25 protein-coding genes and 1 tRNA gene are annotated in these 23278 nt (G+C 58.3%); 20 read left to right on the forward strand and 6 right to left on the reverse strand.

Annotated features, from left to right (window positions below):
- Positions 1-10: 10 nt before the first annotated feature.
- From ACM6G4_RS24035 to ACM6G4_RS24060, 6 genes are all read left to right on the forward strand, one after another.
- Positions 11-1564, forward strand: coding sequence for a sugar ABC transporter ATP-binding protein (locus tag ACM6G4_RS24035; protein ID WP_223540998.1), 1554 nt, complete (start codon positions 11-13; stop codon positions 1562-1564).
- Positions 1561-2538: an ABC transporter permease gene (locus ACM6G4_RS24040; RefSeq protein ID WP_056722241.1), complete on the forward strand. Its 978-nt coding sequence runs from the start codon at positions 1561-1563 to the stop codon at positions 2536-2538. Before ACM6G4_RS24035 ends, ACM6G4_RS24040 begins: the two co-directional genes overlap by 4 nt.
- A gap of 3 nt (positions 2539-2541) precedes the next feature.
- A complete protein-coding gene (locus ACM6G4_RS24045; protein WP_056722243.1) occupies positions 2542-3561 on the forward strand; it encodes a LacI family DNA-binding transcriptional regulator in 1020 nt (339 codons plus the stop codon).
- Positions 3562-3652: 91 nt separating this feature from the next.
- Positions 3653-4570, forward strand: coding sequence for a ribokinase (rbsK, locus tag ACM6G4_RS24050; protein ID WP_414914762.1), 918 nt, complete (start codon positions 3653-3655; stop codon positions 4568-4570).
- Positions 4567-4971, forward strand: coding sequence for a D-ribose pyranase (gene rbsD / locus ACM6G4_RS24055; protein ID WP_056722246.1), 405 nt, complete (start codon positions 4567-4569; stop codon positions 4969-4971). The genes rbsK and rbsD overlap by 4 nt, the downstream gene beginning before the upstream one ends.
- A 94-nt stretch (positions 4972-5065) precedes the next feature.
- Complete coding sequence (locus tag ACM6G4_RS24060) at positions 5066-6043, forward strand: nucleoside hydrolase (RefSeq protein ID WP_414914763.1); 978 nt, start codon at positions 5066-5068, stop codon at positions 6041-6043.
- 54 nt (positions 6044-6097) lie between these two features.
- Here ACM6G4_RS24060 and ACM6G4_RS24065 read toward each other — a convergent pair whose 3' ends face one another.
- The gene (locus ACM6G4_RS24065) at positions 6098-6289 is read right to left on the reverse strand and encodes a hypothetical protein (RefSeq protein WP_046041585.1); all 192 of its coding nucleotides are present in this window, start codon (positions 6287-6289) and stop codon (positions 6098-6100) included.
- A gap of 132 nt (positions 6290-6421) precedes the next feature.
- On the opposite strand from ACM6G4_RS24065, the gene ACM6G4_RS24070 reads away from it, so the two are divergent.
- Positions 6422-6727: a hypothetical protein gene (locus ACM6G4_RS24070; protein ID WP_414914764.1), complete on the forward strand. Its 306-nt coding sequence runs from the start codon at positions 6422-6424 to the stop codon at positions 6725-6727.
- Between the two features lie 159 nt (positions 6728-6886).
- A complete protein-coding gene (locus ACM6G4_RS24075; protein ID WP_414914765.1) occupies positions 6887-7207 on the forward strand; it encodes an I78 family peptidase inhibitor in 321 nt (106 codons plus the stop codon).
- Positions 7208-7277: 70 nt separating this feature from the next.
- Here the strand turns inward: ACM6G4_RS24075 and ACM6G4_RS24080 are convergent, their stop codons facing one another.
- Together ACM6G4_RS24080 and ACM6G4_RS24085 are read right to left on the reverse strand one after the other, a co-directional pair.
- A complete protein-coding gene (locus ACM6G4_RS24080; RefSeq protein ID WP_003179963.1) occupies positions 7278-7490 on the reverse strand; it encodes a cold-shock protein in 213 nt (70 codons plus the stop codon).
- Between the two features lie 291 nt (positions 7491-7781).
- Complete coding sequence (locus ACM6G4_RS24085; protein ID WP_056722250.1) at positions 7782-8084, reverse strand: hypothetical protein; 303 nt, start codon at positions 8082-8084, stop codon at positions 7782-7784.
- A 374-nt stretch (positions 8085-8458) separates the two neighbouring features.
- Between ACM6G4_RS24085 and thrS the strand changes: the two genes are divergently transcribed.
- The 10 genes from thrS to ACM6G4_RS24135 all read left to right on the forward strand — a co-directional run bounded on the left by thrS (position 8459) and on the right by ACM6G4_RS24135 (position 17685).
- A complete protein-coding gene (thrS, locus tag ACM6G4_RS24090; RefSeq protein ID WP_056722251.1) occupies positions 8459-10381 on the forward strand; it encodes a threonine--tRNA ligase in 1923 nt (640 codons plus the stop codon).
- Positions 10381-10932: a translation initiation factor IF-3 gene (infC, locus tag ACM6G4_RS24095; RefSeq protein ID WP_172435341.1), complete on the forward strand. Its 552-nt coding sequence runs from the start codon at positions 10381-10383 to the stop codon at positions 10930-10932. Before thrS ends, infC begins: the two co-directional genes overlap by 1 nt.
- Before the next feature lie 60 nt (positions 10933-10992).
- Positions 10993-11187: a 50S ribosomal protein L35 gene (gene rpmI / locus ACM6G4_RS24100; RefSeq protein WP_002553160.1), complete on the forward strand. Its 195-nt coding sequence runs from the start codon at positions 10993-10995 to the stop codon at positions 11185-11187.
- 28 nt (positions 11188-11215) lie between these two features.
- Entirely contained in the window at positions 11216-11572 is a 357-nt protein-coding gene (gene rplT / locus ACM6G4_RS24105; RefSeq protein WP_007905879.1) for a 50S ribosomal protein L20, read from the forward strand.
- A 109-nt stretch (positions 11573-11681) separates the two neighbouring features.
- Entirely contained in the window at positions 11682-12698 is a 1017-nt protein-coding gene (gene pheS, locus ACM6G4_RS24110) for a phenylalanine--tRNA ligase subunit alpha (protein WP_007975711.1), read from the forward strand.
- Positions 12699-12724: 26 nt separating this feature from the next.
- Positions 12725-15103, forward strand: a complete 2379-nt coding sequence (pheT, locus tag ACM6G4_RS24115; RefSeq protein ID WP_414914766.1) for a phenylalanine--tRNA ligase subunit beta — start codon at positions 12725-12727, stop codon at positions 15101-15103.
- 3 nt (positions 15104-15106) lie between these two features.
- Entirely contained in the window at positions 15107-15409 is a 303-nt protein-coding gene (ihfA, locus tag ACM6G4_RS24120) for an integration host factor subunit alpha (RefSeq protein WP_002553164.1), read from the forward strand.
- Entirely contained in the window at positions 15390-15746 is a 357-nt protein-coding gene (locus ACM6G4_RS24125; RefSeq protein ID WP_003179985.1) for a MerR family transcriptional regulator, read from the forward strand. The genes ihfA and ACM6G4_RS24125 overlap by 20 nt, the downstream gene beginning before the upstream one ends.
- A gap of 89 nt (positions 15747-15835) precedes the next feature.
- A tRNA-Pro gene (locus ACM6G4_RS24130) sits at positions 15836-15912 on the forward strand.
- Positions 15913-16551: 639 nt separating this feature from the next.
- Positions 16552-17685, forward strand: a complete 1134-nt coding sequence (locus tag ACM6G4_RS24135; protein WP_056723211.1) for an aminotransferase class V-fold PLP-dependent enzyme — start codon at positions 16552-16554, stop codon at positions 17683-17685.
- A gap of 133 nt (positions 17686-17818) precedes the next feature.
- Here ACM6G4_RS24135 and ACM6G4_RS24140 read toward each other — a convergent pair whose 3' ends face one another.
- The 3 genes from ACM6G4_RS24140 to ACM6G4_RS24150 all read right to left on the reverse strand — a co-directional run bounded on the left by ACM6G4_RS24140 (position 17819) and on the right by ACM6G4_RS24150 (position 19907).
- On the reverse strand, positions 17819-18361 hold the full coding sequence (locus tag ACM6G4_RS24140; RefSeq protein WP_414914781.1) for a histidine phosphatase family protein: 543 nt from the start codon (positions 18359-18361) through the stop codon (positions 17819-17821).
- A gap of 79 nt (positions 18362-18440) precedes the next feature.
- The gene (locus ACM6G4_RS24145) at positions 18441-19484 is read right to left on the reverse strand and encodes an SDR family oxidoreductase (protein WP_414914767.1); all 1044 of its coding nucleotides are present in this window, start codon (positions 19482-19484) and stop codon (positions 18441-18443) included.
- 3 nt (positions 19485-19487) lie between these two features.
- Positions 19488-19907 (reverse strand): ester cyclase, encoded by a 420-nt coding sequence (locus ACM6G4_RS24150; RefSeq protein ID WP_414914768.1) that lies wholly within the window; start codon positions 19905-19907, stop codon positions 19488-19490.
- 116 nt (positions 19908-20023) lie between these two features.
- On the opposite strand from ACM6G4_RS24150, the gene ACM6G4_RS24155 reads away from it, so the two are divergent.
- Both ACM6G4_RS24155 and ACM6G4_RS24160 read left to right on the forward strand, forming a co-directional pair.
- Positions 20024-20965, forward strand: coding sequence for a LysR family transcriptional regulator (locus ACM6G4_RS24155; RefSeq protein ID WP_414914769.1), 942 nt, complete (start codon positions 20024-20026; stop codon positions 20963-20965).
- A 354-nt stretch (positions 20966-21319) separates the two neighbouring features.
- Positions 21320-23221 carry a potassium transporter Kup gene (locus ACM6G4_RS24160; RefSeq protein ID WP_414914770.1) on the forward strand — a complete coding sequence of 634 codons (1902 nt, stop codon included), beginning with the start codon at positions 21320-21322 and terminating at the stop codon, positions 23219-23221.
- Positions 23222-23278 lie beyond the last annotated feature (57 nt).

The following is a 23278-nucleotide window of genomic DNA, read 5'->3' on the forward strand; positions in this document are numbered from 1 at the left end:
GAGAGTTTTTATGTCAGTTTGCGCTCCGGACGCTGTCCTCTCGGTCAGCGGTATCGGCAAGACCTACGCCCAGCCGGTTCTTACCGGCATCGACCTGACGCTCATGCGCGGGGAAGTACTGGCGTTGACCGGCGAGAACGGTGCAGGCAAAAGCACGCTTTCGAAGATTATTGGCGGGCTGGTCACGCCGACCACCGGCCAGATGCGGTTTCAGGGGCAGGACTATCGTCCGGGTAGCCGGGCTCAGGCTGAAGCGCTGGGTATCCGCATGGTCATGCAGGAGCTCAATCTGCTGCCGACCTTGTCGGTGGCGGAAAACCTGTTTCTCGACAACCTGCCCAGCAAAGGCGGCTGGATCAGTCGCAAGCAGTTGCGCAAGGCTGCCATCGAGGCCATGGCTCATGTCGGGCTCGACGCCATTGACCCGGACACCCTGGTCGACGAACTGGGCATCGGCCATCAGCAAATGGTCGAGATCGCCCGCAACCTGATTGGCGATTGTCATGTGCTGATTCTCGATGAGCCGACGGCAATGCTCACTGCCCGCGAAGTCGAAATGCTATTCGAGCAGATCACCCGCCTGCAGGCGCGCGGCGTATCGATCATCTATATCTCCCATCGCCTTGAAGAACTGGCGCGGGTCGCGCAGCGCATTGCCGTGCTGCGCGACGGCAACCTGGTCTGTGTCGAGCCGATGGCCAACTACAACAGCGAGCAACTGGTTACCTTGATGGTTGGTCGCGAGCTCGGCGAACACATCGATATGGGGGCGCGCAAGATCGGCGCTCCGATGTTGACGGTCAAGGGCCTGAGCCGTGCCGACAAGGTTCGCGGCGTGTCGTTCGAAGTCCGTGCCGGAGAGATTTTCGGGATATCCGGTTTGATTGGCGCAGGGCGCACCGAGTTGCTGCGTCTGATCTTTGGTGCTGATATCGCCGACAGCGGCACGGTTGCCCTGGGGGCGCCGGCGCAGGTCATCAATGTGCGTTCGCCAGTGGATGCGGTCGGGCATGGCATCGCGTTGATCACCGAAGATCGCAAGGGCGAAGGCCTTTTGTTGACGCAATCGATCGGCGCCAATATCGCCTTGGGCAACATGCCCGGCATCTCCTGCGCGGGCGTTGTCGACAACGATGGCGAGAACGCCCTGGCCCAGCGTCAGATCGACGCCATGCGCATTCGCAGTTCCGGTCCGGCACAGTTGGTGTCCGAGTTGTCCGGCGGCAATCAGCAGAAGGTCGTCATCGGCCGTTGGCTGGAGCGCGATTGCTCGGTGCTGCTGTTCGACGAGCCGACCCGCGGCATCGACGTCGGCGCCAAGTTCGATATCTATAACCTGCTCGGCGAGTTGACTCGCCAAGGCAAGGCGCTGGTGGTGGTTTCCAGCGACTTGCGCGAGCTGATGCTGATCTGCGACCGGATCGGCGTGTTGTCGGCCGGGCGCCTGATCGATACCTTCGATCGCGACAGCTGGACCCAGGATGAATTGCTCGCCGCTGCTTTCGCCGGCTACCAAAAACGTGATGCGCAGCTCGTTGAAGCCGCGCCTAGGGATCTTCCATGAATACCGTTTCTTCCGCCGGCAAACGCAGTGGCAACTTCTACGGACTGGGCACCTATCTGGGCCTGGCGGGTGCCTTGTTGGCGATGATCGTGCTGTTCTCGGTGCTGAGCAGTCATTTTCTGTCCTACGATACTTTCAGCACCCTGGCCAACCAGATTCCGGACCTGATGGTGCTGGCGGTCGGCATGACCTTTGTGTTGATCATCGGTGGCATCGACCTGTCGGTAGGCTCGGTGCTGGCGCTGGCGGCCTCGACCGTGAGCGTGGCGATTCTCGGCTGGGGCTGGGGCGTACTGCCGGCGGCGCTGCTGGGCATGGCCGTCGCGGCGCTCGCCGGTACCGTCACCGGCTCGATCACGGTGGCGTGGCGGATTCCGTCGTTCATCGTGTCCCTGGGCGTGCTGGAAATGGCTCGCGGGGTGGCGTACCAGATGACCGGTTCGCGTACGGCCTACATCGGCGATGCGTTCGCCTGGTTGTCCAATCCGATCGCCTTCGGCATTTCGCCGTCGTTCATCATTGCGTTGCTGATCATTTTCGTCGCCCAGGCCGTATTGACCCGCACGGTGTTCGGTCGTTACCTGATCGGGATCGGTACCAACGAAGAGGCCGTACGGCTGGCGGGGATCAACCCCAAGCCATACAAGATCCTGGTCTTCAGCCTGATGGGGTTGCTGGCCGGTATTGCCGCGTTGTTCCAGATTTCTCGCCTGGAAGCCGCCGACCCGAATGCCGGTTCCGGTCTTGAGTTGCAGGTGATCGCGGCCGTCGTGATCGGTGGGACCAGCCTGATGGGCGGGCGCGGTTCGGTGATCAGCACGTTTTTTGGCGTCCTGATCATTTCCGTGCTGGCCGCGGGGCTGGCGCAGATCGGCGCAACCGAGCCGACCAAGCGCATCATTACCGGTGCGGTGATCGTGGTGGCGGTGGTGCTGGATACTTATCGCAGTCAACGCGCAAGCCGGCGGACCTGAGTCATGGCGACTATCAAAGATGTGGCAGCCCTTGCCGGCATTTCCTACACCACGGTTTCCCATGTGGTGAACAAGACCCGCCCGGTCAGTGAAGAAGTCCGGATCAAGGTCGAGGCGGCAATCCAGACCCTCGACTACGTCCCCAGCGCCGTGGCCCGTTCGCTCAAGGCCAAGACCACGGCGACCATCGGCCTGTTGGTGCCCAACAGCCTGAACCCGTATTTCGCCGAACTGGCCCGGGGTATCGAGGATTACTGCGAGCGAAACGGTTACTGCGTCATCCTGTGCAACTCCGACGACAATCCGGACAAGCAGCGCAGCTACCTGCGCGTGCTGCTGGAAAAACGCATCGACGGCCTGATTGTCGCCTCGGCCGGTGGCGACAGTGGCCTGGTACAAGGCCTGAAAGGCGTCCGCACGCCCATGGTGATCGTCGACCGCGGACTGGACGGTGTCGATGCGGACCTGGTGCGTATCGATCATGAATACGGCGCCTATCTGGCGACCCGACATCTGCTGGAGTTGGGGCACCGGGATATCGCCACCATCAGCGGGCCGGAAAACACCAGCGTGGCGCAGATGCGACTGGCGGGTTATCGCCGGGCCTTGAAGGAGGCGGGCATCGAAGTCTCGTCCGGGCGCATGCTGGAAAGCGATTTCACCAGCACCGGCGGCTACAGCGCCGCCGCGATTCTGCTGGAAAGCAATCCGCCTAGCGCCATTTTTGCCGCCAACGACATGATCGGCATCGGCGTGCTGCGGGCCGCCGCCGAGCGCAATATTCGCGTGCCGAGCGAGTTGTCGGTGATCGGCTTCGACGATATCCAGATGAGTCGCTATGTCTACCCGTCGTTGACCACGGTCGGGCAATCGATCCTGCAGCTCGGCGAAATGGCTGCCGAAGTGCTTTTACGGCGGATCGCCACGCCGGGCCTGGCGACCGATCAGCGGATCGTGACGCCGAGTATCGTCATACGTGAATCGACGGCGCCGCTGGCTGGCGTGTTTGCCCAGTGCCGTTGAAAACAGAAAGCCGTTGAAACAAAAAGCCATTGAAAACAGAAAGCCGCTGAACCCACAGCGCCGCCGAAACAGAATCGATGAGTAGCAATGTATGCCAGCAAAAGTAGTGGTGATAGGCAGTTTGAACATGGACCTGGTGACCCGGGCGCCACGCTTGCCCAAGGGCGGTGAAACGCTGATTGGGCAGTCGTTTACCACCGTCTCCGGCGGCAAGGGCGCCAATCAGGCCGTGGCTGCGGCGCGGCTGGGGGCCCAGGTGTCGATGATCGGCAGCGTGGGCAATGACGCTTATGGTGAGGTGCTGCGCGGGGCGCTGTTGGCCGAGCAGATCGATTGCCAGGCGGTGAGCATCGTTGATGGTTCCAGTGGGGTGGCGTTGATTGTGGTCGACGACAGCAGTCAGAACACCATCGTGATCGTCCCCGGCGCCAACGGGGCATTGACCTCTGAAGCCATCGACCGTTTTGATTCGGTGATACAGGCGGCGGACGTGCTCATCTGTCAGCTGGAAGTGCCCGATGCTTCCGTTGGCCATGCGCTCAAGCGCGGTCGCGAACTGGGCAAGACCGTCATCCTCAACCCGGCACCGGTCAGCCGCCCGCTGCCGTCGGACTGGTACGCGTCCATCGATTACCTGATTCCAAACGAAAGCGAAGCGTCGGCACTGAGCGGTGTGTCGGTGGACTCCCTCGAAACTGCGCAAGCCGCGGCGACCCGCCTGATTGCCCTGGGCGCCGGCAAAGTGATCATCACCCTCGGTGCGCAAGGTTCGCTGTTTGCCGATGGCCATCGCTTCGAACATTTCCCCGCGCCCATAGTAAAGGCTGTCGATACCACGGCGGCCGGCGACACGTTTGTCGGCGGTTTCGCTGCGGCACTGGCCGCGGGTCAAGATGAGGCGCAGGCGATCCGCTTCGGACAGGTGGCCGCGGCGCTGTCGGTCACCCGTGCTGGCGCGCAACCTTCGATTCCCGTCTTGAGCGATGTACAGGCGTTTAAAACCCCATGAAAAAGACACCTCTGCTCAACATTGCGCTATCGCGGCTGATCGCTTCATTGGGGCATGGCGACCTGGTCGTCATCGGTGATGCCGGGCTGCCGGTTCCACCGGGCGTTGAATTGATCGACCTGGCCCTGACCCATGGCATTCCGGATTTTGTCAGCACCTTGAAGGTGGTGCTCAGTGAGATGCAGGTCGAAAGCCATGTGCTGGCTGAGGAAATCCTGGATAAAAAGCCGTCGGCCCTGGTCGCGCTGCAAGAGCTGGACGGCGAAGGTGCGTTGGGGCGGCGCGAGTTGCTCACTCATGAACAATTCAAGGTCCTGAGCCGACAAGCCAGGGCGATTGTTCGTACAGGCGAATGCCAGCCGTACTGCAACATTGTGCTGGTCGCCGGGGTTACGTTTTGACGGGCTGTCCGCGTTTTGATGTCCCTGGCACAAGGCGTGCGCCCCGTATCGCTATGCTCAGAAACTGCACCCACTGCTCCGGAGCCTGCTGCTTTTGACCTTGAAGACCGCAACCAACGCCCACGCGGCCCCAAAGATCGACCTGATCATCGACACCGATCCGGGGGCTGACGACGTCGTTGCCCTGTTGTTCGCCCTGGCATCGCCGCAAGAGCTGAATGTCCGGGCATTGACCACCGTTGCCGGCAACGTTCGCCTGGACAAGACCTCGCGCAATGCTCGACTGGCCCGCGAGTGGGCGGGGCGCGAAGAGGTTCCGGTCTATGCGGGGGCGCCGAAACCCCTGGTGCGCACACCCATCTATGCCGAGGATATTCATGGCCAGGAAGGGTTGTCGGGCATTGCCGTGTATGAGCCCGGCAAAGGCCTGGCCAAGGGCAGTGCCATCCCTTATCTGATCGATACCCTTAAATCTGCCGAGCCTCACAGCATTACCATCGCCATGCTTGGCCCGCAGACCAACCTGGCCCTGGCGTTGATCCAGGAGCCGGGTATCGTTCAGGGCATCAAGGAAGTGGTGGTCATGGGCGGCGCGCACTTCAACGGCGGCAACATCACGCCGGTGGCCGAGTTCAACCTGTTCGCCGATCCGCAAGCGGCCGAAGTGGTGCTCAACAGTGGTGTGAAGCTGACCTACCTGCCGCTGGATGTGACCCACAAGATCCTTACCAGCGAAGCGCGCCTGAATCAGATTGCCGCGCTGAACAACAACGCCAGTCGTCTGGTGGGCAGTATTCTCAATGAGTACATCAAGGGCGACATGGAGCACTATGGCCTTCCGGGCGGCCCGGTGCATGACGCCACGGTTGTCGCTTACCTGCTCAAGCCGCAATTGTTCAGCGGTCGTTCGGTCAACGTGGTGGTCGACAGCCGCGAAGGACCGACCTTTGGACAAACCATCGTCGACTGGTATGACGGCTTGAAAGCGCCAAAGAATGCCTTCTGGGTAGAAAGCGGCGATGCCCAGGGCTTCTTCGATCTGCTGACCGAGCGCCTGGCCCGCCTGAAGTAAGCATCATCTGCCGCAGGCGCTTGCCTGCGGGTTTCACTCCCTCGCGCTAACCGCTCAGGTCTTTTGGTCCGACAGGTGTTTCTCGAAAATCTGCTCGATGAACGATTGGGCGGCTTCGGTTCCAAGGTCCCTGACCAGAAGGTCGATACCGATAATGGCGAGCTCTTCCGTGCTGCTTGGGCTGTAGGAGCTGTGGCCGTCTTGCCACTTGGCCTTGATGTCAGCGTCGATGCTTACGGTGGTCATGATGGCGCTCGTGAAGTCGGGGAAGTCTGAGTGCCGAGTTAACCATTTTGCGGGGCTTTTGACACGCCGACTTAGGTATGAAAGGAGGGCTATGCGACACTTGGCCTTTGTCGAATATTCAAGGAGCACGTTGTGCAGATCGATTTGAACTCCCCGGATGGCCTGACCCTCGAGGCGGTGCGTCAGTTGCTGGCCGGCGCCAGTGACGATGGGCACACCCAGTTGCGGGTCACCAAGGGAGGCATCGCCTACATCTCCTCGGGTGTCGTGGGCGGTACCGATATCGACGGCTTGTTGTTCCGGCTCGAAACCTGGGCCAAGGGCTCAGGTTATGTCGGGCGGGTCGCGGCCAGCGATGAAGTCTGGGTCATGCAAATCTTCAATGCCTTGAAAGAGAACTGGCCCAATCCTCCTTACGACTACATCGACGTCTATTGAGCGTCGTTCATATTCAGTCACGATTCAGTGGTTAAGGGCAGGGCGACGCTCAGGCAGAATCGCGGCTCGTCCGGATCATGGGCAGGGTGCTCCCTGTGAAACCAAACGCCAGTCTGGTTGTCGCACGATCTCAGCTTAATCATTGAATAAGGAGGCTTCATGCCTTGGAAGCTCGCGTCATTGGGTACTTTGTTGGCCGTTGCCACACTGGCCGGTTGCAGCACTCCCTCTACGGAGTCGGCAACAACGGATGTTGCGACAACTGACACGGGTCACAGTCGCTGTGAGGCAAAGGCTGCCGAGTTCACTGTCGGTAAACAGGCATCGCCGCAGTTGCTTGAGCAGGCGCGTACCCGCGCAGGGGCGCAAAGTGCACGGTTCCTGCTGCCAACCGATATGGTGACGCTGGAGTACCGTTCCGATCGCCTGAACCTGAACACCGATGCCAGCCGGGTAGTGACGCGCGTCAACTGCGGCTGATCGTTCGGCTTTTGTTTCAGCCATAAAAAACCCCGTCACATGGACGGGGTTTTTTTAGTGCGCCTGGAAATTACTCTGGGCGAACTTGAGCAGCTTGCATACCCTTTTGGCCTTTCTCAGCCACGAAGGAAACAGTCTGGCCTTCTTTCAGGCTTTTGAAACCGTCGCTTTCGATAGCTTTGAAGTGTACGAACAGGTCGTCACCGCCACCTTGAGGAGTGATGAAGCCGAAGCCTTTTTCATCGTTGAACCATTTAACGGTGCCGGTTTGGCGATTAGACATGGTGTATCTCCAAGAAACATATATTTTCAGTAGTACTGTGCTGCTCAGGCCAACTGGGCACACCCGGGTATCATAGTCGAAATGTTCGCTTTGGGAGCCCCCCGGGCGAGCTGTTTGCCTTGCTGTCGAGCGGTCTTTGGTGCTTCCTATCGCTGGAGGCCCCGTTTTAAAAGGCTTTCAGCCGAAAGAAAAGACGAAAAAAAAGCTGTAAAACCTTCAAAAAATCTCAGTCAAAGTGACATTCGGTCTGTTTTTTCGGTCAGTGCAGGTGAAAAAATCAATGCCAGACGCTTATTTCTTCGCCCCGGTATCGACCCTGCAAGTGGCGATTTTCTGCATCGCCTGATTTGCCAGTTCTTGACTTGCCTTGCCGTCCATCAATGCCTGAAGGTCTTTGGCAGGATAGGATTTGAGCTGGTCGGCGCCGCAACCACAGACGGCTTTTGCCTTCGCATCACCGATCTTTTGTGCCGCTGCAGGGACGCATTGCGCCATGTATTTTTCGCGCTCACCCTTTGGCCAATCGGCGTGGGCGGCCAATGGCAGCAGCAGAACGATGGGGGCAACTACGGCGAACAAACGGTTCAGACGCATGCTGGGATGCTCCTTGTGGGTCAATGACGTGTTATCTGAGGGGCGAAGCGGTGTTCAAGTTCAGCACTCTGGCATAAAAATGCCCGATTTGCCCCCGTACAAAGTCTGTGTGCATCGACGACCGTTCATCTGTGCTAGCATGCCTCGTTCGGGCGTTTGCAGGCTCCGGCGGACCTTCAGTCCCGGTAGCGGCAGATGCACGATTAACCCTGATTTGAATCCCAGTCACTCTGGTTCGGTTTTCCGGTTGGCCGCAAGGCTCCTGCCGCTGTAAGGCAGGCGTTCGTCATTGAATGGCCTGGACCGGATCTTGTACTGGCTCATCCCAACCCACGTGACCTTTGGTAGGGGTCACCACTAGGAGAGGAGGCGCCATGCCAACTATTACTCTTCCCGACGGCAGTCAACGTTCATTCGATCACCCGGTTTCCGTAGCCGAGGTCGCCGCATCCATTGGTGCAGGCCTGGCCAAGGCCACCGTTGCCGGCAAGGTCGATGGCAAGCTGGTCGACGCCAGCGACATCATCGACAGCGATGCGTCGCTGCAAATCATCACGCCAAAGGATGAAGAGGGGCTGGAGATCATTCGCCACTCTTGCGCCCACCTGGTTGGCCACGCGGTCAAGCAGTTGTACCCGAGCGCCAGGATGGTCATCGGTCCGGTCATCGATGAAGGTTTCTATTACGACATCGCCTTCGAGCGTCCTTTCACTCCGGACGACCTGGCGGCCATCGAACAGCGCATGCAGCAGCTGATCGAGAAAGATTACGACGTGATCAAGAAAGTCACTCCGCGCGCCGAAGTGATCGAAGTGTTCAAGGCCCGTGGCGAAGACTACAAGTTGCGCCTGGTCGAAGACATGCCGAACGAGCAGGCCATGGGCCTGTACTATCACGAAGAATACGTCGACATGTGCCGCGGTCCGCACGTGCCGAACACCCGCTTCCTTAAATCCTTCAAGCTGACCAAGCTGTCCGGCGCCTACTGGCGCGGCGATGCCAAGAACGAGCAATTGCAGCGCGTCTACGGCACCGCATGGGCGGACAAGAAGCAACTGGCGGCTTACATCCAGCGCATTGAAGAAGCCGAAAAGCGCGATCACCGCAAGATCGGCAAGCGCCTGGGCCTGTTCCACACCCAGGAAGAGTCGCCGGGCATGGTGTTCTGGCACCCGAACGGCTGGACTTTGTACCAGGTGCTAGAGCAGTACATGCGCAAGGTTCAGCGCGATAACGGCTACCTCGAAATCAAGACGCCGCAAGTCGTTGACCGCAGCCTGTGGGAGAAATCCGGGCACTGGGCCAACTACGCCGACAACATGTTTACCACCCAGTCGGAAAACCGCGACTACGCGATCAAGCCAATGAACTGCCCTTGCCACGTGCAGGTGTTCAACCAGGGCCTGAAGAGCTACCGCGAGTTGCCGATGCGCCTGGCCGAATTTGGTGCATGCCATCGCAACGAGCCGTCGGGTGCCTTGCACGGCATCATGCGCGTGCGCGCGTTCACTCAGGACGACGCCCACATCTTCTGCACCGAAGAGCAGATGCAGGCCGAGTCCGCTGCGTTTATCAAGCTGACCATGGACGTCTACGCCGATTTCGGCTTTAAAGATGTCGAAATGAAGCTGTCCACTCGTCCGGAAAAACGCGTCGGTTCCGACGAACTTTGGGATCGCGCCGAAGCTGCACTGGCCGCAGCCCTTGATAGCGCGGGCCTGCCGTACGATCTGCAGCCGGGCGAGGGTGCGTTCTACGGTCCGAAGATCGAGTTCTCGCTGAAAGATTGCCTCGGTCGCGTCTGGCAATGTGGTACCCTGCAGCTCGATTTTAACCTGCCTGTCCGTCTGGGAGCCGAATACGTCTCCGAAGACAACAGCCGCAAGCACCCGGTCATGTTGCACCGGGCGATCCTGGGGTCCTTCGAACGCTTCGTCGGAATCCTGATCGAGCACTACGAGGGTGCATTCCCTGCGTGGCTGGCGCCGACCCAGGCAGTGGTGATGAATATCACTGATAAACAGGCCGATTTTGCCGCTGAAGTTGAAAAAACCCTCAACGAAAGCGGATTTCGTGCCAAGTCTGACTTGAGAAATGAAAAGATCGGCTTTAAAATCCGCGAGCATACTTTGCTCAAGGTTCCTTATCTCTTGGTTATCGGAGATCGGGAAGTCGAGATGCAGACTGTCGCTGTGCGTACTCGTGAAGGTGCTGACCTGGGCTCGATGCCCGTCGCCCAGTTCGCTGAGTTTCTCGCGCAAGCGGTTTCCCGGCGTGGTCGCCCAGATTCGGAGTAATTATTATTAAGCGTGAAATGAGACAAGATAAACGAGCTGCACCGAAAGCCCCGATCAACGAGAATATCTCGGCACGCGAGGTTCGGTTAATTGGGGCTGAAGGTGAACAGCTTGGGATTGTGTCAATTGAAGACGCGCTTCTTAAGGCTGAAGAGGCCAAGCTGGATCTGGTGGAAATTTCCGCCGATGCAGTACCCCCTGTTTGCAAACTGATGGACTACGGCAAGTCGATCTTCGAAAAGAAGAAGCAGATTGCTGCGGCCAAGAAAAACCAGAAGCAGATTCAGGTTAAAGAAATCAAGTTTCGTCCAGGGACGGAGGAAGGGGATTACCAGGTAAAACTGCGCAACCTGGTACGTTTCCTGAGTGATGGGGACAGGGCCAAGGTATCCTTGCGATTCCGCGGCCGTGAGATGGCCCACCAGGAGCTGGGGATGGAACTCCTCAAGCGAGTTGAAGGTGACTTGCTCGAGTACGGTTCGGTCGAACAGCATCCTAAGATGGAAGGACGCCAGCTGATCATGGTCATCGCCCCGAAAAAGAAGAAGTAATCAACAGGGCACGGCAGGCCTTCTGATTATGTTTATCAACTGAATGCGGAGTATCCGAACATGCCAAAAATGAAGACCAAAAGTGGTGCTGCTAAGCGGTTTCTGAAAACTGCTAACGGTATCAAGCACAAGCACGCTTTCAAGAGCCACATCCTGACCAAAATGTCGACCAAGCGTAAGCGTCAACTGCGCGGTAGCAGCTTGCTGCATCCGTCTGACGTGGCAAAAGTCGAGCGCATGCTGCGCCTTCGTTAATTTTAGTCAAGAATAGAGGAAGTAACTCATGGCTCGTGTAAAGCGTGGCGTCATTGCCCGTAAGCGTCACAAAAAAATTCTGAAACTTGCTAAAGGCTACTACGGCGCACGCTCCCGCGTATTCCGTGTTGCCAAGCAAGCGGTAATCAAGGCAGGCCAATACGCCTACCGTGACCGTCGTCAGAAAAAACGTCAGTTCCGCGCTCTGTGGATCGCTCGTATCAACGCTGGTGCTCGTATCAACGGTCTGTCCTACAGCCGTTTCATCGCCGGCCTGAAAAAAGCGTCCATCGAGATCGACCGTAAGGTTCTGGCTGATCTGGCAGTGAACGAAAAAGCGGCGTTTGCTGCGATTGTCGAGAAAGCTAAAGCCACCTTGGCTTAAGTACCCCCGACAGTCACCCGGCCTCGCATCTGTGGGGCCAGGTGTTAAACGTCATAAATAGGGGAAGAGCCTTCAAGCTCTTCCCCTATTTTGTATCTGGAGTCTGTACATGGAAAACCTGGATGCGCTCGTCTCTCAAGCTCTAGAGGCTGTGCAAAGCGCTGAAGATATCAATGCCCTGGAGCAAATCCGGGTTCACTACCTTGGCAAGAAGGGTGAATTGACTCAGGTGATGAAGACCCTGGGGAATTTGCCGGCAGAAGAGCGCCCGCAGGTCGGTGCGCTGATCAACGTTGCCAAGGAGCGTGTCACAGAGGTCCTTAATGCGCGCAAGGCATTGTTTGAAGAAGCCGATCTGGCTGCCAAACTCTCTGCCGAGTCCATTGACGTGACCCTGCCTGGCCGTGGTCAGACCTCCGGTGGTCTGCATCCGGTTACCCGCACTCTGGAACGCGTCGAACAGTTCTTCACCCGTATTGGCTACGGCATCGCCGAAGGCCCTGAGGTCGAAGACGACTATCACAACTTCGAAGCGCTCAACATCCCAGGCCACCACCCGGCCCGGTCGATGCATGACACCTTCTATTTCAATGCGAACATGTTGTTGCGCACCCATACCTCGCCGGTACAGGTCCGCACCATGGAGTCGAAACAGCCGCCGATCCGCATCGTCTGCCCAGGCCGTGTATACCGCAGCGACTCCGATATCACCCACTCGCCGATGTTCCACCAGGTCGAAGGCCTGCTGATCGATCGCGACATCAATTTCGCCGACCTCAAAGGCACCATCGAAGAGTTCCTGCGGGTGTTCTTCGAAAAGGAACTGGCGGTACGTTTCCGTCCTTCGTACTTCCCGTTCACCGAGCCATCCGCTGAAGTCGACATGGAATGCGTGATGTGCAGCGGTAAAGGCTGCCGCGTCTGCAAGCAGACCGGCTGGCTGGAAGTGATGGGCTGCGGCATGGTTCACCCGAACGTGCTGCGCATGTCCGGGATCGACCCGGAAGAGTTCTCGGGCTTTGCCTTCGGCATGGGCGTTGAGCGTCTGGCCATGCTGCGTTACGGCGTGAACGACTTGCGTCTGTTCTTCGACAACGACTTGCGGTTCCTCGCGCAATTTCGCTAGTCGTAACGAATTCTTAGGAGAGCAGGATGAAATTCAGTGAACAATGGCTGCGTGGCTGGGTTAGCCCGCAGGTAAGTCGCGACGAGCTGGTTGCTCGTCTGTCGATGGCCGGTCTTGAGGTCGATAGCGTTACGCCGGCCGCCGGTGTTTTCAGTGGCGTGGTCGTTGGCGAGGTGCTGAGCACCGAGCAGCACCCGGACGCCGACAAGCTGCGTGTGTGCCAGGTCAGCAACGGTTCGGAAACCTTCCAGGTTGTTTGCGGTGCGCCAAATGTGCGCCCGGGCCTGAAGATTCCTTTCGCCATGATCGGCGCCGAGCTACCGGGCGACTTCAAGATCAAGAAGGCCAAGCTGCGTGGCGTTGAGTCCAACGGCATGCTGTGCTCGCAATCCGAGCTGCAGGTCGGTGAAGGCAATGACGGCTTGATGGAGCTGCCGGCCGATGCGCCGGTGGGCGAGGATTTCCGCGTTTATCTGGACCTGGAAGACGCCAGCATCGAGGTCGACCTGACCCCGAACCGTGGCGACTGCCTGTCCCTGGCCGGTCTGGCCCGTGAAGTGGGCGCACTGTACGCCGCTGCGGTGGTTCGTCCGGTGGTGGCTTCGGTTCCGGCCGCCCACGATGAAGTGCGTTCGGTAGAAGTGCTGGCGCCCGCCGCGTGCCCGCGCTACCTCGGTCGTGTGATTCGTAATGTCGACCTGTCCAGGCCTACGCCGCTGTGGATGGTTGAGCGCCTGCGTCGTGCAGATGTGCGCAGCATCGACGCTGCCGTCGACATTACCAACTACGTGATGCTGGAACTGGGTCAGCCGCTGCACGCTTTCGATCTCGCCGAAATCAACGGTGGCATCCGTGTGCGCATGGCCGAAGAGGGCGAGAAGCTGGTACTGCTCGACGGTCAGGAAGTCAGCCTGCGTAGCGATACGCTGGTGATTGCCGACCACTCCCGCGCACTGGCAATCGCCGGTGTCATGGGTGGCGAGCACAGCGGTGTCTCCGCGACCACCCGCGATGTGTTCCTGGAAAGCGCTTTCTTCGACCAGATCGCCGTAGCAGGCAAGGCCCGTTCCTATGGCCTGCACACTGACGCATCCCATCGCTATGAGCGCGGCGTTGACTGGCAGCTGGCCCGCGAAGCCATGGAGCGCGCGACCGGCTTGCTGCTCGATATCACCGGTGGTGAAGCGGGTCCGATCATCGAGACCGTCAGCGAACAGCACCTGCCGAAAATTGCTCCGATCACCCTGCGTGCCCAGCGCATTGCCCAGATGCTGGGTATGGAAATGGACTCGGCTGAAGTGGAGCGTCTGCTCAATGCCTTGGGCCTGACCATTACTGCCGACGGGGCAGGGCAGTGGCGTGTAGAAGTGCCAAGCCATCGCTTCGATATCAGCCTGGAAGTCGACCTGATTGAAGAACTGGCACGCCTGTACGGCTACAACCGTTTGCCGGTTCGTTACCCGCAAGCGCGTCTGGCGCCGCAAGCCAAGGCAGAAGCCCGTAGCGACCTGCCTGAACTGCGCCGACTGCTGGTTGCCCGTGGGTATCAGGAAGCAATTACCTACAGCTTCATCGATCCGAAACAGTTCGAACTGTTTAATCCGGGTGTGGAGCCGTTGCTGCTGGCGAACCCGATCTCCAATGACATGGCCGCCATGCGTTCGTCGCTGTGGCCGGGTCTGGTCAAGGCGCTTCAGCACAACCTGAACCGTCAGCAGGATCGCGTGCGTCTGTTCGAAAGCGGCTTGCGTTTCGTTGGTCAGCTTGAAGGTTTGAAGCAAGAGCCGATGTTGGCAGGCGTTGTTTGCGGTAGTCGTCTGCCGGAAGGCTGGGCGCAAGGTCGCGATACCGTCGACTTCTTCGACGTCAAGGCTGACGTGGAAGCGGTGCTGGGCTTCGCCGGTGCCCTGGATGCGTTCACTTTCGTACCGGGCAAGCACCCGGCGCTGCACCCGGGTCAAACCGCGCGCATCGAGCGTGACGGTCGTCTGGTCGGCTTCATTGGCGCGATCCACCCTGAATTGTCGAAAACCCTCGGTCTCGACCGTCCAGTCTTCGTCTTCGAGCTGGTTCTGGCGGAAGTGGCGTCGGGCAAAATGCCTAAATTCCACGAGTTATCGCGCTTTCCTGAAGTGCGTCGTGACCTTGCACTGATTGCGCACAAAGACGTTGCAGCCACGGCTGTACTGGACGTAATCCGTGAAAATGCAGGCGAATGGCTGACAGACCTCAGGCTATTTGACGTGTATCAGGGTAAAGGCATTGATCCTGATAGAAAAAGCCTTGCAGTCGGCTTGACCTGGCAGCATCCATCGCGCACTCTTAATGACGATGAGGTGAATACCGCAACGCAAAACATCCTCACCTCGCTCGAACAAAGGTTGAACGCCACGTTAAGGAAGTGACGTATGGGGGCTCTGACGAAAGCTGAGATGGCGGAACGTCTGTATGAAGAGCTGGGCCTGAACAAACGGGAGGCCAAGGAATTGGTCGAACTGTTTTTTGAAGAAATCAGGCACGCTCTTGAAGACAACGAACAAGTCAAATTGTCCGGTTTCGGCAATTTCGACCTTCGGGACAAACGCCAGCGGCCTGGCCGCAATCCGAAAACGGGGGAAGAAATCCCGATCACGGCTCGCCGTGTGGTCACCTTTCGTCCAGGGCAGAAGTTGAAGGCCCGAGTTGAGGCTTATGCTGGAACCAAGTCATAACGACGAGCTCCCCGTCATCCCGGGCAAACGCTACTTCACCATTGGTGAAGTCAGCGAGCTGTGTGCGGTCAAACCGCACGTGCTGCGCTACTGGGAGCAGGAGTTTCCTCAACTCAACCCTGTCAAACGCCGCGGAAACCGCCGGTATTATCAGCGCCAGGACGTGCTGATGATCCGGCAGATCCGCGCGCTTCTTTACGATCAGGGGTTCACCATCGGCGGAGCGCGCTTGCGTTTGTCCGGTGATGAAGCCAAAGACGACACCACCCAATACAAGCAAATGATCCGCCAGATGATCGCCGAGCTCGAAGATGTTCTGGTGGTGCTCAAGAAATAAATTCTCGCTTTTAAATACTTCCAGTTTTCAAAAGCTTGCGATATATTCTTGAGCGTTCCTCGAGGAGAGGGACGAGTTTCACGCCTAGTCGGGGCGTAGCGCAGTCCGGTAGCGCACTAGCATGGGGTGCTAGGGGTCGAGTGTTCGAATCACTCCGTCCCGACCATATAATTCAATGACTTAGCCCAATCTGAAAAGGTTGGGCTTTTTCATGCCTGCAAAATTACCCCCCACATTTACTCCCACGGTTATCCTGGATCTAGCCTTGAATCGACGCCCGCCGTTCCGACGGACGCCCAATCGGGCTATAGAAATCGGCGAGGTAATGGCCAGCGTTGATGCTCGCGCCGAATTGACCCACGAGCTGAAGCAAGACTGACCCCCTCTAAACCGGCACAAATTCCGCATAGGCAATGGTTCGAGAGAGCACATGCGCCTGGCAATCGAATTTTTCGAACGTACCTGTGGCAAACGTCCCGTGGGCTGGTATTGCCGATATGGCGCTAGCGACCCCGCATGATGTCGATCGGGCTGCATCCACGCATGGTGGGCCGTCCCGGGAAAGTAAGGGCGATCAAGCAATTCATCGAGTATGCCAGGCAGTACAGCGATGTCTGGTTTGCTACGCGCGAAGAAATCGCCCGTGCCTGGCTTGAACGAACTTGATTGCGTGGTGATCACGCCGGATCAAAAAAATGATGCGCTGCTCGACAGAAGTCGCCATTCAATCCCGAGCAATCTTGTCATTTGCCAAGGCTTAGGGCAGGGTCGATACCACTGAGATCTCTGCCAAAGGAGTCACCCTATGTCAAAGCTATATCCCAGTATCGATCCCGAGGGGCTGGTCGAGTACTCAGTGGTCTACACCGACCGCTCGCTCAACCACATGTCGCAGTCATTTCAAGGCGTGATGAAGAACATTTCCAGGACCCTGAAACAGGTCTACAACGCCCAGGCTGTCGCGGTGGTCCCGGGCAGTGGCACATTCGGCATGGAAGCGGTGGCGCGACAGTTTGCCACCGACCAGCAGTGTCTGGTGATACGCAACGGCTGGTTCAGTTATCGCTGGAGCCAGATCCTTGAGATGGGCAACATCCCGGCGGCTACTACGGTGCTGAAAGCCCGACCGGTCGACACCGGTCGCCAGGCGGCCTACGCCCCACCCCCTCTGGACGAAGTGCTGGCAGCCATTGCGGCTTCGAGGCCGCAGATTGTCTTCGCCCCCCACGTTGAAACCTCATCAGGGATTATCCTGCCCGACGACTACCTGCGGGCCGTCGGCGACGCCGTGCATGCGGTGGGTGGCCTGTTCGTGCTGGACTGCATCGCTTCCGGCACGCTTTGGGTTGATATGCGCAAATGCGCAGTCGACCTGCTGATCAGCGCGCCGCAGAAAGGCTGGAGCGCCTCCCCTTGCTGCGCCCTGGTGATGCTCGGTTCTTTGGCCCTTGAGCGCATCGAGCAGACGCAAAGCAGCAGCTTCGCCTGCGACCTGAAAAAGTGGCTTCAGATCATGCAGGCCTACGAACAGGGCGGGCATGCCTACCATGCGACCATGCCCAGCGATTCCCTCGCGCGGTTTAACGAGGTGATGAAAGAGACGCAAGCCTACGGTTTCGAAAAGGTCCGCGGCGAACAACAGGTCCTGGGTGATCGGGTGCGCGCAATGTTGAGCGGCAGAGGCATCAAAAGCGTGGCCGCAGCCGGCTTTCAGGCCCCTGGCGTAGTGGTGAGCTACACCGATGATGCCGACATCAAGAGCGGCAAGAAATTTGCCGAGCACGGCCTCCAGATCGCCGCCGGAGTGCCGTTGCAATGCGACGAGCCGGCCGACTTCCAGACCTTCCGCATCGGTCTGTTCGGACTCGAAAAGCTGCACAATATCGAGCGCACGGTCAGCACCCTCGCGCAGGCACTGGACGAGGTGATGATTAACTGAACCGGTATTCGACACCGTTACCACAGTGGTCTGGGACATGTTGAAAACCACGGGCGCCAACAACGATCTGGCCATGGCCTGTGCGGCAGTCGATGTGTGGATGCCGGGCATCGAACTGTACAGGTGGCGCCTCTTACATACCGTCGTACTGATACACGGTCGCACTCCAATACTGGCTGTCGTTACGTTTTTGCCGAGCCCAACCGTCAGCGACCAGTTGATTGGCGATCATTCGATTCATAAAACCATGACCGAGCAGCAGAACCGGTCCATCACCGGCAAGGGACTGTAATCGTTTGGCTGCCGTGCTGGCGCGGATCCTCGCAGTGCTGGCGGATTCGACGTTGCGTGAGTAACCGCACAGCCATAAGACTCGAAGGATAAATGCCCAGGTAAACGGCGATAACCGTGGCAGCTTCCAATGACCACAAGGTAGTTGTGCTTCGCAGAAAAGTGCGTCGACCAGTGCAGGCTTCAGGCCGAGCGCCTGGAGAGAGGTCAGCGCACGAGGCGCGCTGCTTGAAACAATCACCGTGGCGGTTGCGGCGAGTTGCATACTGGCAGGCGGGATCGGGTGGTGGGTAATTTCGGATCGGTTGTATTGCTCGATCCATTCTTTCATCTCGATCGCTGAGATTTTGTCGGTAGCGGCCAGTTTTGGCTGGCCGTGACGCATCAGGATTATTTCCCTGTTCACAAATTTACGTCCTTGTTCTGGTGCGTGGTAAATGACCAGTAAGTGCGGTCTCGGGAACTCAAGGTACGCCTCGTGTGCCAGCACCGTGGTTTTCAAACCAGTCGTGATCACGGTACCACGCCACGGTGTCAGTGATTGTCAGCTCTAGCGCCCGGAAACTCAGGCCAAGCTCCTGTTCACTCTTGCGATGGTTGAAGCAGGTGCGGTCCTTCTCTCGTACCAACAGGCGCAACGTGGCCATGCTCAGCAGAATGGGCTTGCCGGTAAGGCGTGCATAGATCTCCTGCACAGCCGCCAGGGTGTATAGAAACGGCAGCGGTAGTTGTCGAACGGGCGTCTTGACGCCCGCTATACGTCCTAGAACCGGGACCAGCTGACCCATCGTCATATGTCGGCCCGCCGCGAGATAGCGCTCACCTCGTCGGCCATGTTCGGCTGCGGCAATCAGCGCCGATGCCACATCACGGGCATCGACAACGGAGAAGCTGCCAGGGATCAGCCCGGGCAACTTGCCGTTCACGACATCGTTGACCAACTGTCCCGAAGAGGTCGGGCCAATGTCGGCAGGGCCCCACATCCAACCGGGCAGGACCATGCAGGCATGCATCTCGGGATGTGCTTGCAGGAACGACAAGACGACACGGTCGGCGAGGATCTTGCTGCGGTAGTAGTCATCCGCGTCGGCGTCGGCCCGCAGACATGTCTCATCGATGGACGCGCCAGGTGCGCCGTCGAGCACGGCAATGGAAGACGTATGGACGAACCGTCGTATACCGGCGCGGTAGGCCTGGTGAATCAGGTCCCGCGTACCGGCGACATTGATTTTTTCGAGTTCCTTCCAGTGCCTGCCACCCTTGTAGTTATCGCGAAAGAACGCCGCGGTGTGAAACACCGTATCGCAGCCTTGCAGCGATGCGGCGAATGCGTCGACATCGGCCATGTCACCCACGACCAGCTCCACACCCGGCAGATTGTTGAACTGCTGTTCACCTTTGGCTCTTGAGCGGACCAGGCCTTTGACCCTGTAGCCACGAGCGACCAATTCACGCACCAGGTTGTTGCCCAGCAAGCCGGTTGCTCCAGTAACAAATGCGCTGCGCATGGCTCAACCCTCACCCTGTCCGGCTAACGGCATCAACACCGCACTGTCGAAGAAGACCTCTTCACGGATGGCCAGTCCGTCTTTGAAGGTGAAGTGTGCGGCGTAGTGCACGGTAATATGGCGTCCATGGGGTGCAATCACCCGGCCTGGCAGCACCAGGGGGGCGGCGAAGGTGCCGGTCAGCAGGGCAGTCAGCGCCAAACGATCGTCAGCGACCATGAATGGGGTGAAGGTCACCTGGGCATCGGGGAATGCGTAGAACAGCGCAGTCTCTCTTTTGCGCATGGATTCGCGACCGGCTTGAACCCCCATGCCATCGACGTAGATGAAGTCTTCGCAAACCAACGCAAGCATCGCCTCCACATCACGGCAATTGAAGGCTCTTGAGGCGCGTTCCGCATAGTCGTTGGGGCCAGTAGTCATACAATCCATTCCATTCGTTTCGAGGGCCTGTAGATATACCCTTGAGGCCTCCCTCGAAAAACAGCGACTACTGCATAATGGATTTGCACATATGCAGACCAGGGAGGACAGGACGCATGGCGTTGCAAGCAAATTGGGACGATCTTCGTCTGCTGTTGGCAGTTTCGCGGCGTGGCAGCTTTCTTCAAGCTGGCCAGTTGCTGGGTATCGCGGCGTCTACGGTGTCCCGCCGCCTGACCCAACTTGAGGTCGCACTGGGCGAGCCACTCGTCGAGCGGGGCGTTGAAGGATGCTGGTTGACCTCACGGGGCCAATCCCTCGTGGAAGTTGCCCTGGCCGCGGAAACTGGCTTGAGGCGTCAAACCGCTGCTGGCCTATCCGGGGTACACACAGAGTTATCTGGCAGTGTCCTGGTCAGCGCAGGAGAGGGGTTCTCGTCTTGTGTGCTGGAGGCCGCGAGTCGCTTCACTTCTCTGCACCCGCGTTGCTCGGTGGAGCTGATGGTAACAGCCGACTTTCACAAGATCGTCCGCGGCGTGGCAGACATTGCTGTACGTACAGCTCATCTGGGTGAGCCGTCGCTGATTTATCGACCAATAGGCCGGCTCGCCTACGGTGTTTTCGCTGATGCAGGTTATCTGAAGCGGTTTCCAGGGGTGACCCCGGCCACTGCGGTCAATATTGCCTTGCTTCCCCCGCTGGACATGTTGCCGCAAATGCGTGCGGCAAAGGCCGGTGGTCTGGACCGCGCGCAGATCAGTGTGAACGCGTTCGCAGTTCAGCTCGAATCGGTGAGACGAGGAATGGGTGTGGCCGTACTGCCCCGTATTCTGGCAAAGGACTTGATCGAGTTGTTCCCGGATCTCCAACTTCCAGATATGGAAGTCTATCTGGTGACCCGGCCTCAGGCATTGAAACAGGCTCACATCAAATGTTTTTTTGCCATCCTGGAGCAGGTGCTGCTCGAAGCCCTCTCCATGGAAAATGTCGAAGGTTGCCTCTCTGGGGGGGACCATGAGTATCGGAAGAATAACGATGCTATGAGGACGCAGGACTAAAGATGCCGACTGAGGACGGAGGGTATGGCGGCGGAAAAATTACGCTTTTTTTACGATGGCTTTTGTTACTCGCAACGATACTGGCCGGGAAAATTGACATTGCCTTTATGCCTCGCAACTCTCGGCTTCTTCGTCTTTACCCTCAAGATTTCCTTAGGCTGTTCAATGTTGCTTGCGGGGGAGTAGAAGGTGGTGCGGGTCTGTCGCAGGCCCTTCAGAACGAGTGGTCACTTGGCTGTGCAAGGACGACGGTCTTTACGACTCATCTGAATTTGATGGCAGTTTCACTGAAGTCCACCGGCCTTGAATTCTCACGGAATGCGTTTTCGGCCCTCAATACTCGAGACGTAGAAAGTGAGCGAAACATCGCCCCATGCCATTGAAAAACCCCATCGCAAATCTTCAGCGGCGGGACTGCTTATCGCTGCTGTCGGAGTGGTGTATGGAGATATCGGCACCAGCCCCCTGTACACGCTAAAGGAAGTGTTTGCCGGTCACTACGGTGTCCAGGCCAACCACGATGGCGTGCTGGGCATTCTATCGTTGATCTTCTGGTCGTTGATCTGGGTGGTCTCGATCAAATACGTGTTGTTTATCCTGCGGGCCAACAATCAGGGCGAAGGCGGCATCATGGCGTTGACGGCGTTAGCCCGCCGCGCGGCCTTACCTTATCCGCGCATGAGCAAGGCACTGGTGCTGCTCGGTCTGTTTGGTGCGGCACTTTTTTACGGGGACAGCATGATTACCCCGGCTATTTCGGTGCTCTCTGCGGTTGAAGGACTACAGCTGGCGTTTGATGGAATAGAGCACTGGGTGGTGCCTTTGTCATTGATCGTGCTGGTGGCGCTGTTCTTGATACAAAAACACGGCACGGCTCGCATCGGTATCCTGTTCGGCCCGGTGATGGTGCTGTGGTTTGTGGTGTTGGGTGCACTGGGGATCTATGGCATTTTCCAGCGACCGGAAGTACTGCAAGCGCTCAATCCGTACTGGGGAGCGCATTTTTTTATCGCTCATCCGGGAATCGGTGTGGCCATCCTTGGGGCAGTGGTACTCGCGCTCACGGGCGCCGAAGCACTGTATGCCGACATGGGGCACTTCGGTCGCAAGCCCATTGCCCGCGCTTGGTTCATTTTGGTACTGCCAGGACTTCTACTCAATTATTTTGGTCAAGGTGCCTTGATCCTGGAAAACCCTGAGGCGGTGCGCAATCCATTTTATTTGCTTGCGCCGGGCTGGGCATTGCTGCCAATGGTCGCACTCTCCACACTGGCGACCATCATCGCTTCTCAAGCCGTGATCTCAGGCGCATTTTCCCTGACCCACCAGGCCATCCAGCTTGGGTATGTCCCTCGCATGTTTATCCAGCACACCTCCAGCCAGGAGCAGGGGCAAATCTACATCGGCACGGTCAACTGGGCGTTGATGGTCGGTGTTGTGCTGCTGGTGCTTGGTTTCGAGTCTTCCAGTGCTTTGGCCGCCGCTTATGGGGTCGCTGTGACGGGCACCATGCTGATCACCACCATCCTGTCCTCGGCCGTCGTCCTGCTGCTATGGAAAACCCCGCGCTGGTTGGCCATTCCGATGCTGCTCGGTTTTCTGCTGGTAGACAGTCTGTACTTCGCGGCCAATGCACCGAAGATCTTCCAGGGCGGTGCGTTCCCGGTGATTGCCGGCATTGGCCTGTTCATTTTGATGACGACCTGGAAACGGGGCCGCAAGATCATTGTTGAACGGCTGGACGAAACCGCGCTGCCTCTACCACTGTTCATCAGTAGCATCCGCACGCAGCCTCCTCATCGGGTACAAGGTACGGCGGTGTTTCTGACGGCCAGGTCCGATGCCGTTCCGCATGCGCTGCTGCACAACCTGCTGCATAACCAGGTTTTGCATGAGCAAGTGGTGTTGCTCACCGTGGTGTCTGAAGACAGCCCTCGTGTGAGCGCTGATCGACGGTTTGAGGTTGAAGCCTATGGCGAAGGATTCTTCCGGGTCAGCCTGCACTTCGGCTTTATCGAGGAGCCCGACGTCCCCTTGGCGTTGAGTCTCTGCCACTTGGCCGAGCTGGACTTCAGCCCGATGCGCACCACCTATTTCCTGAGCCGTGAAACGGTGATCCCGACCAAGCGCATCGGCATGGCCCGTTGGCGAGAAAGCCTGTTCGCGTTTTTGCTGAAGAATGCCAACAGCAATCTGAAGTACTTCAAATTGCCGTTGAATCGGGTGATCGAGTTGGGCACGCAGGTAGAGATGTAAAGAGTCATTGAGGACCATCAGCCCTCCGTGTTGAGGGTTGAACCAGCGCCTTCGAGC

Origin of the sequence: Pseudomonas sp. IT-P258, assembly GCF_949767825.1 — a bacterium.
In the GTDB taxonomy this organism is placed as follows: Bacteria; Pseudomonadota; Gammaproteobacteria; order Pseudomonadales; family Pseudomonadaceae; genus Aquipseudomonas; species Aquipseudomonas monachiensis.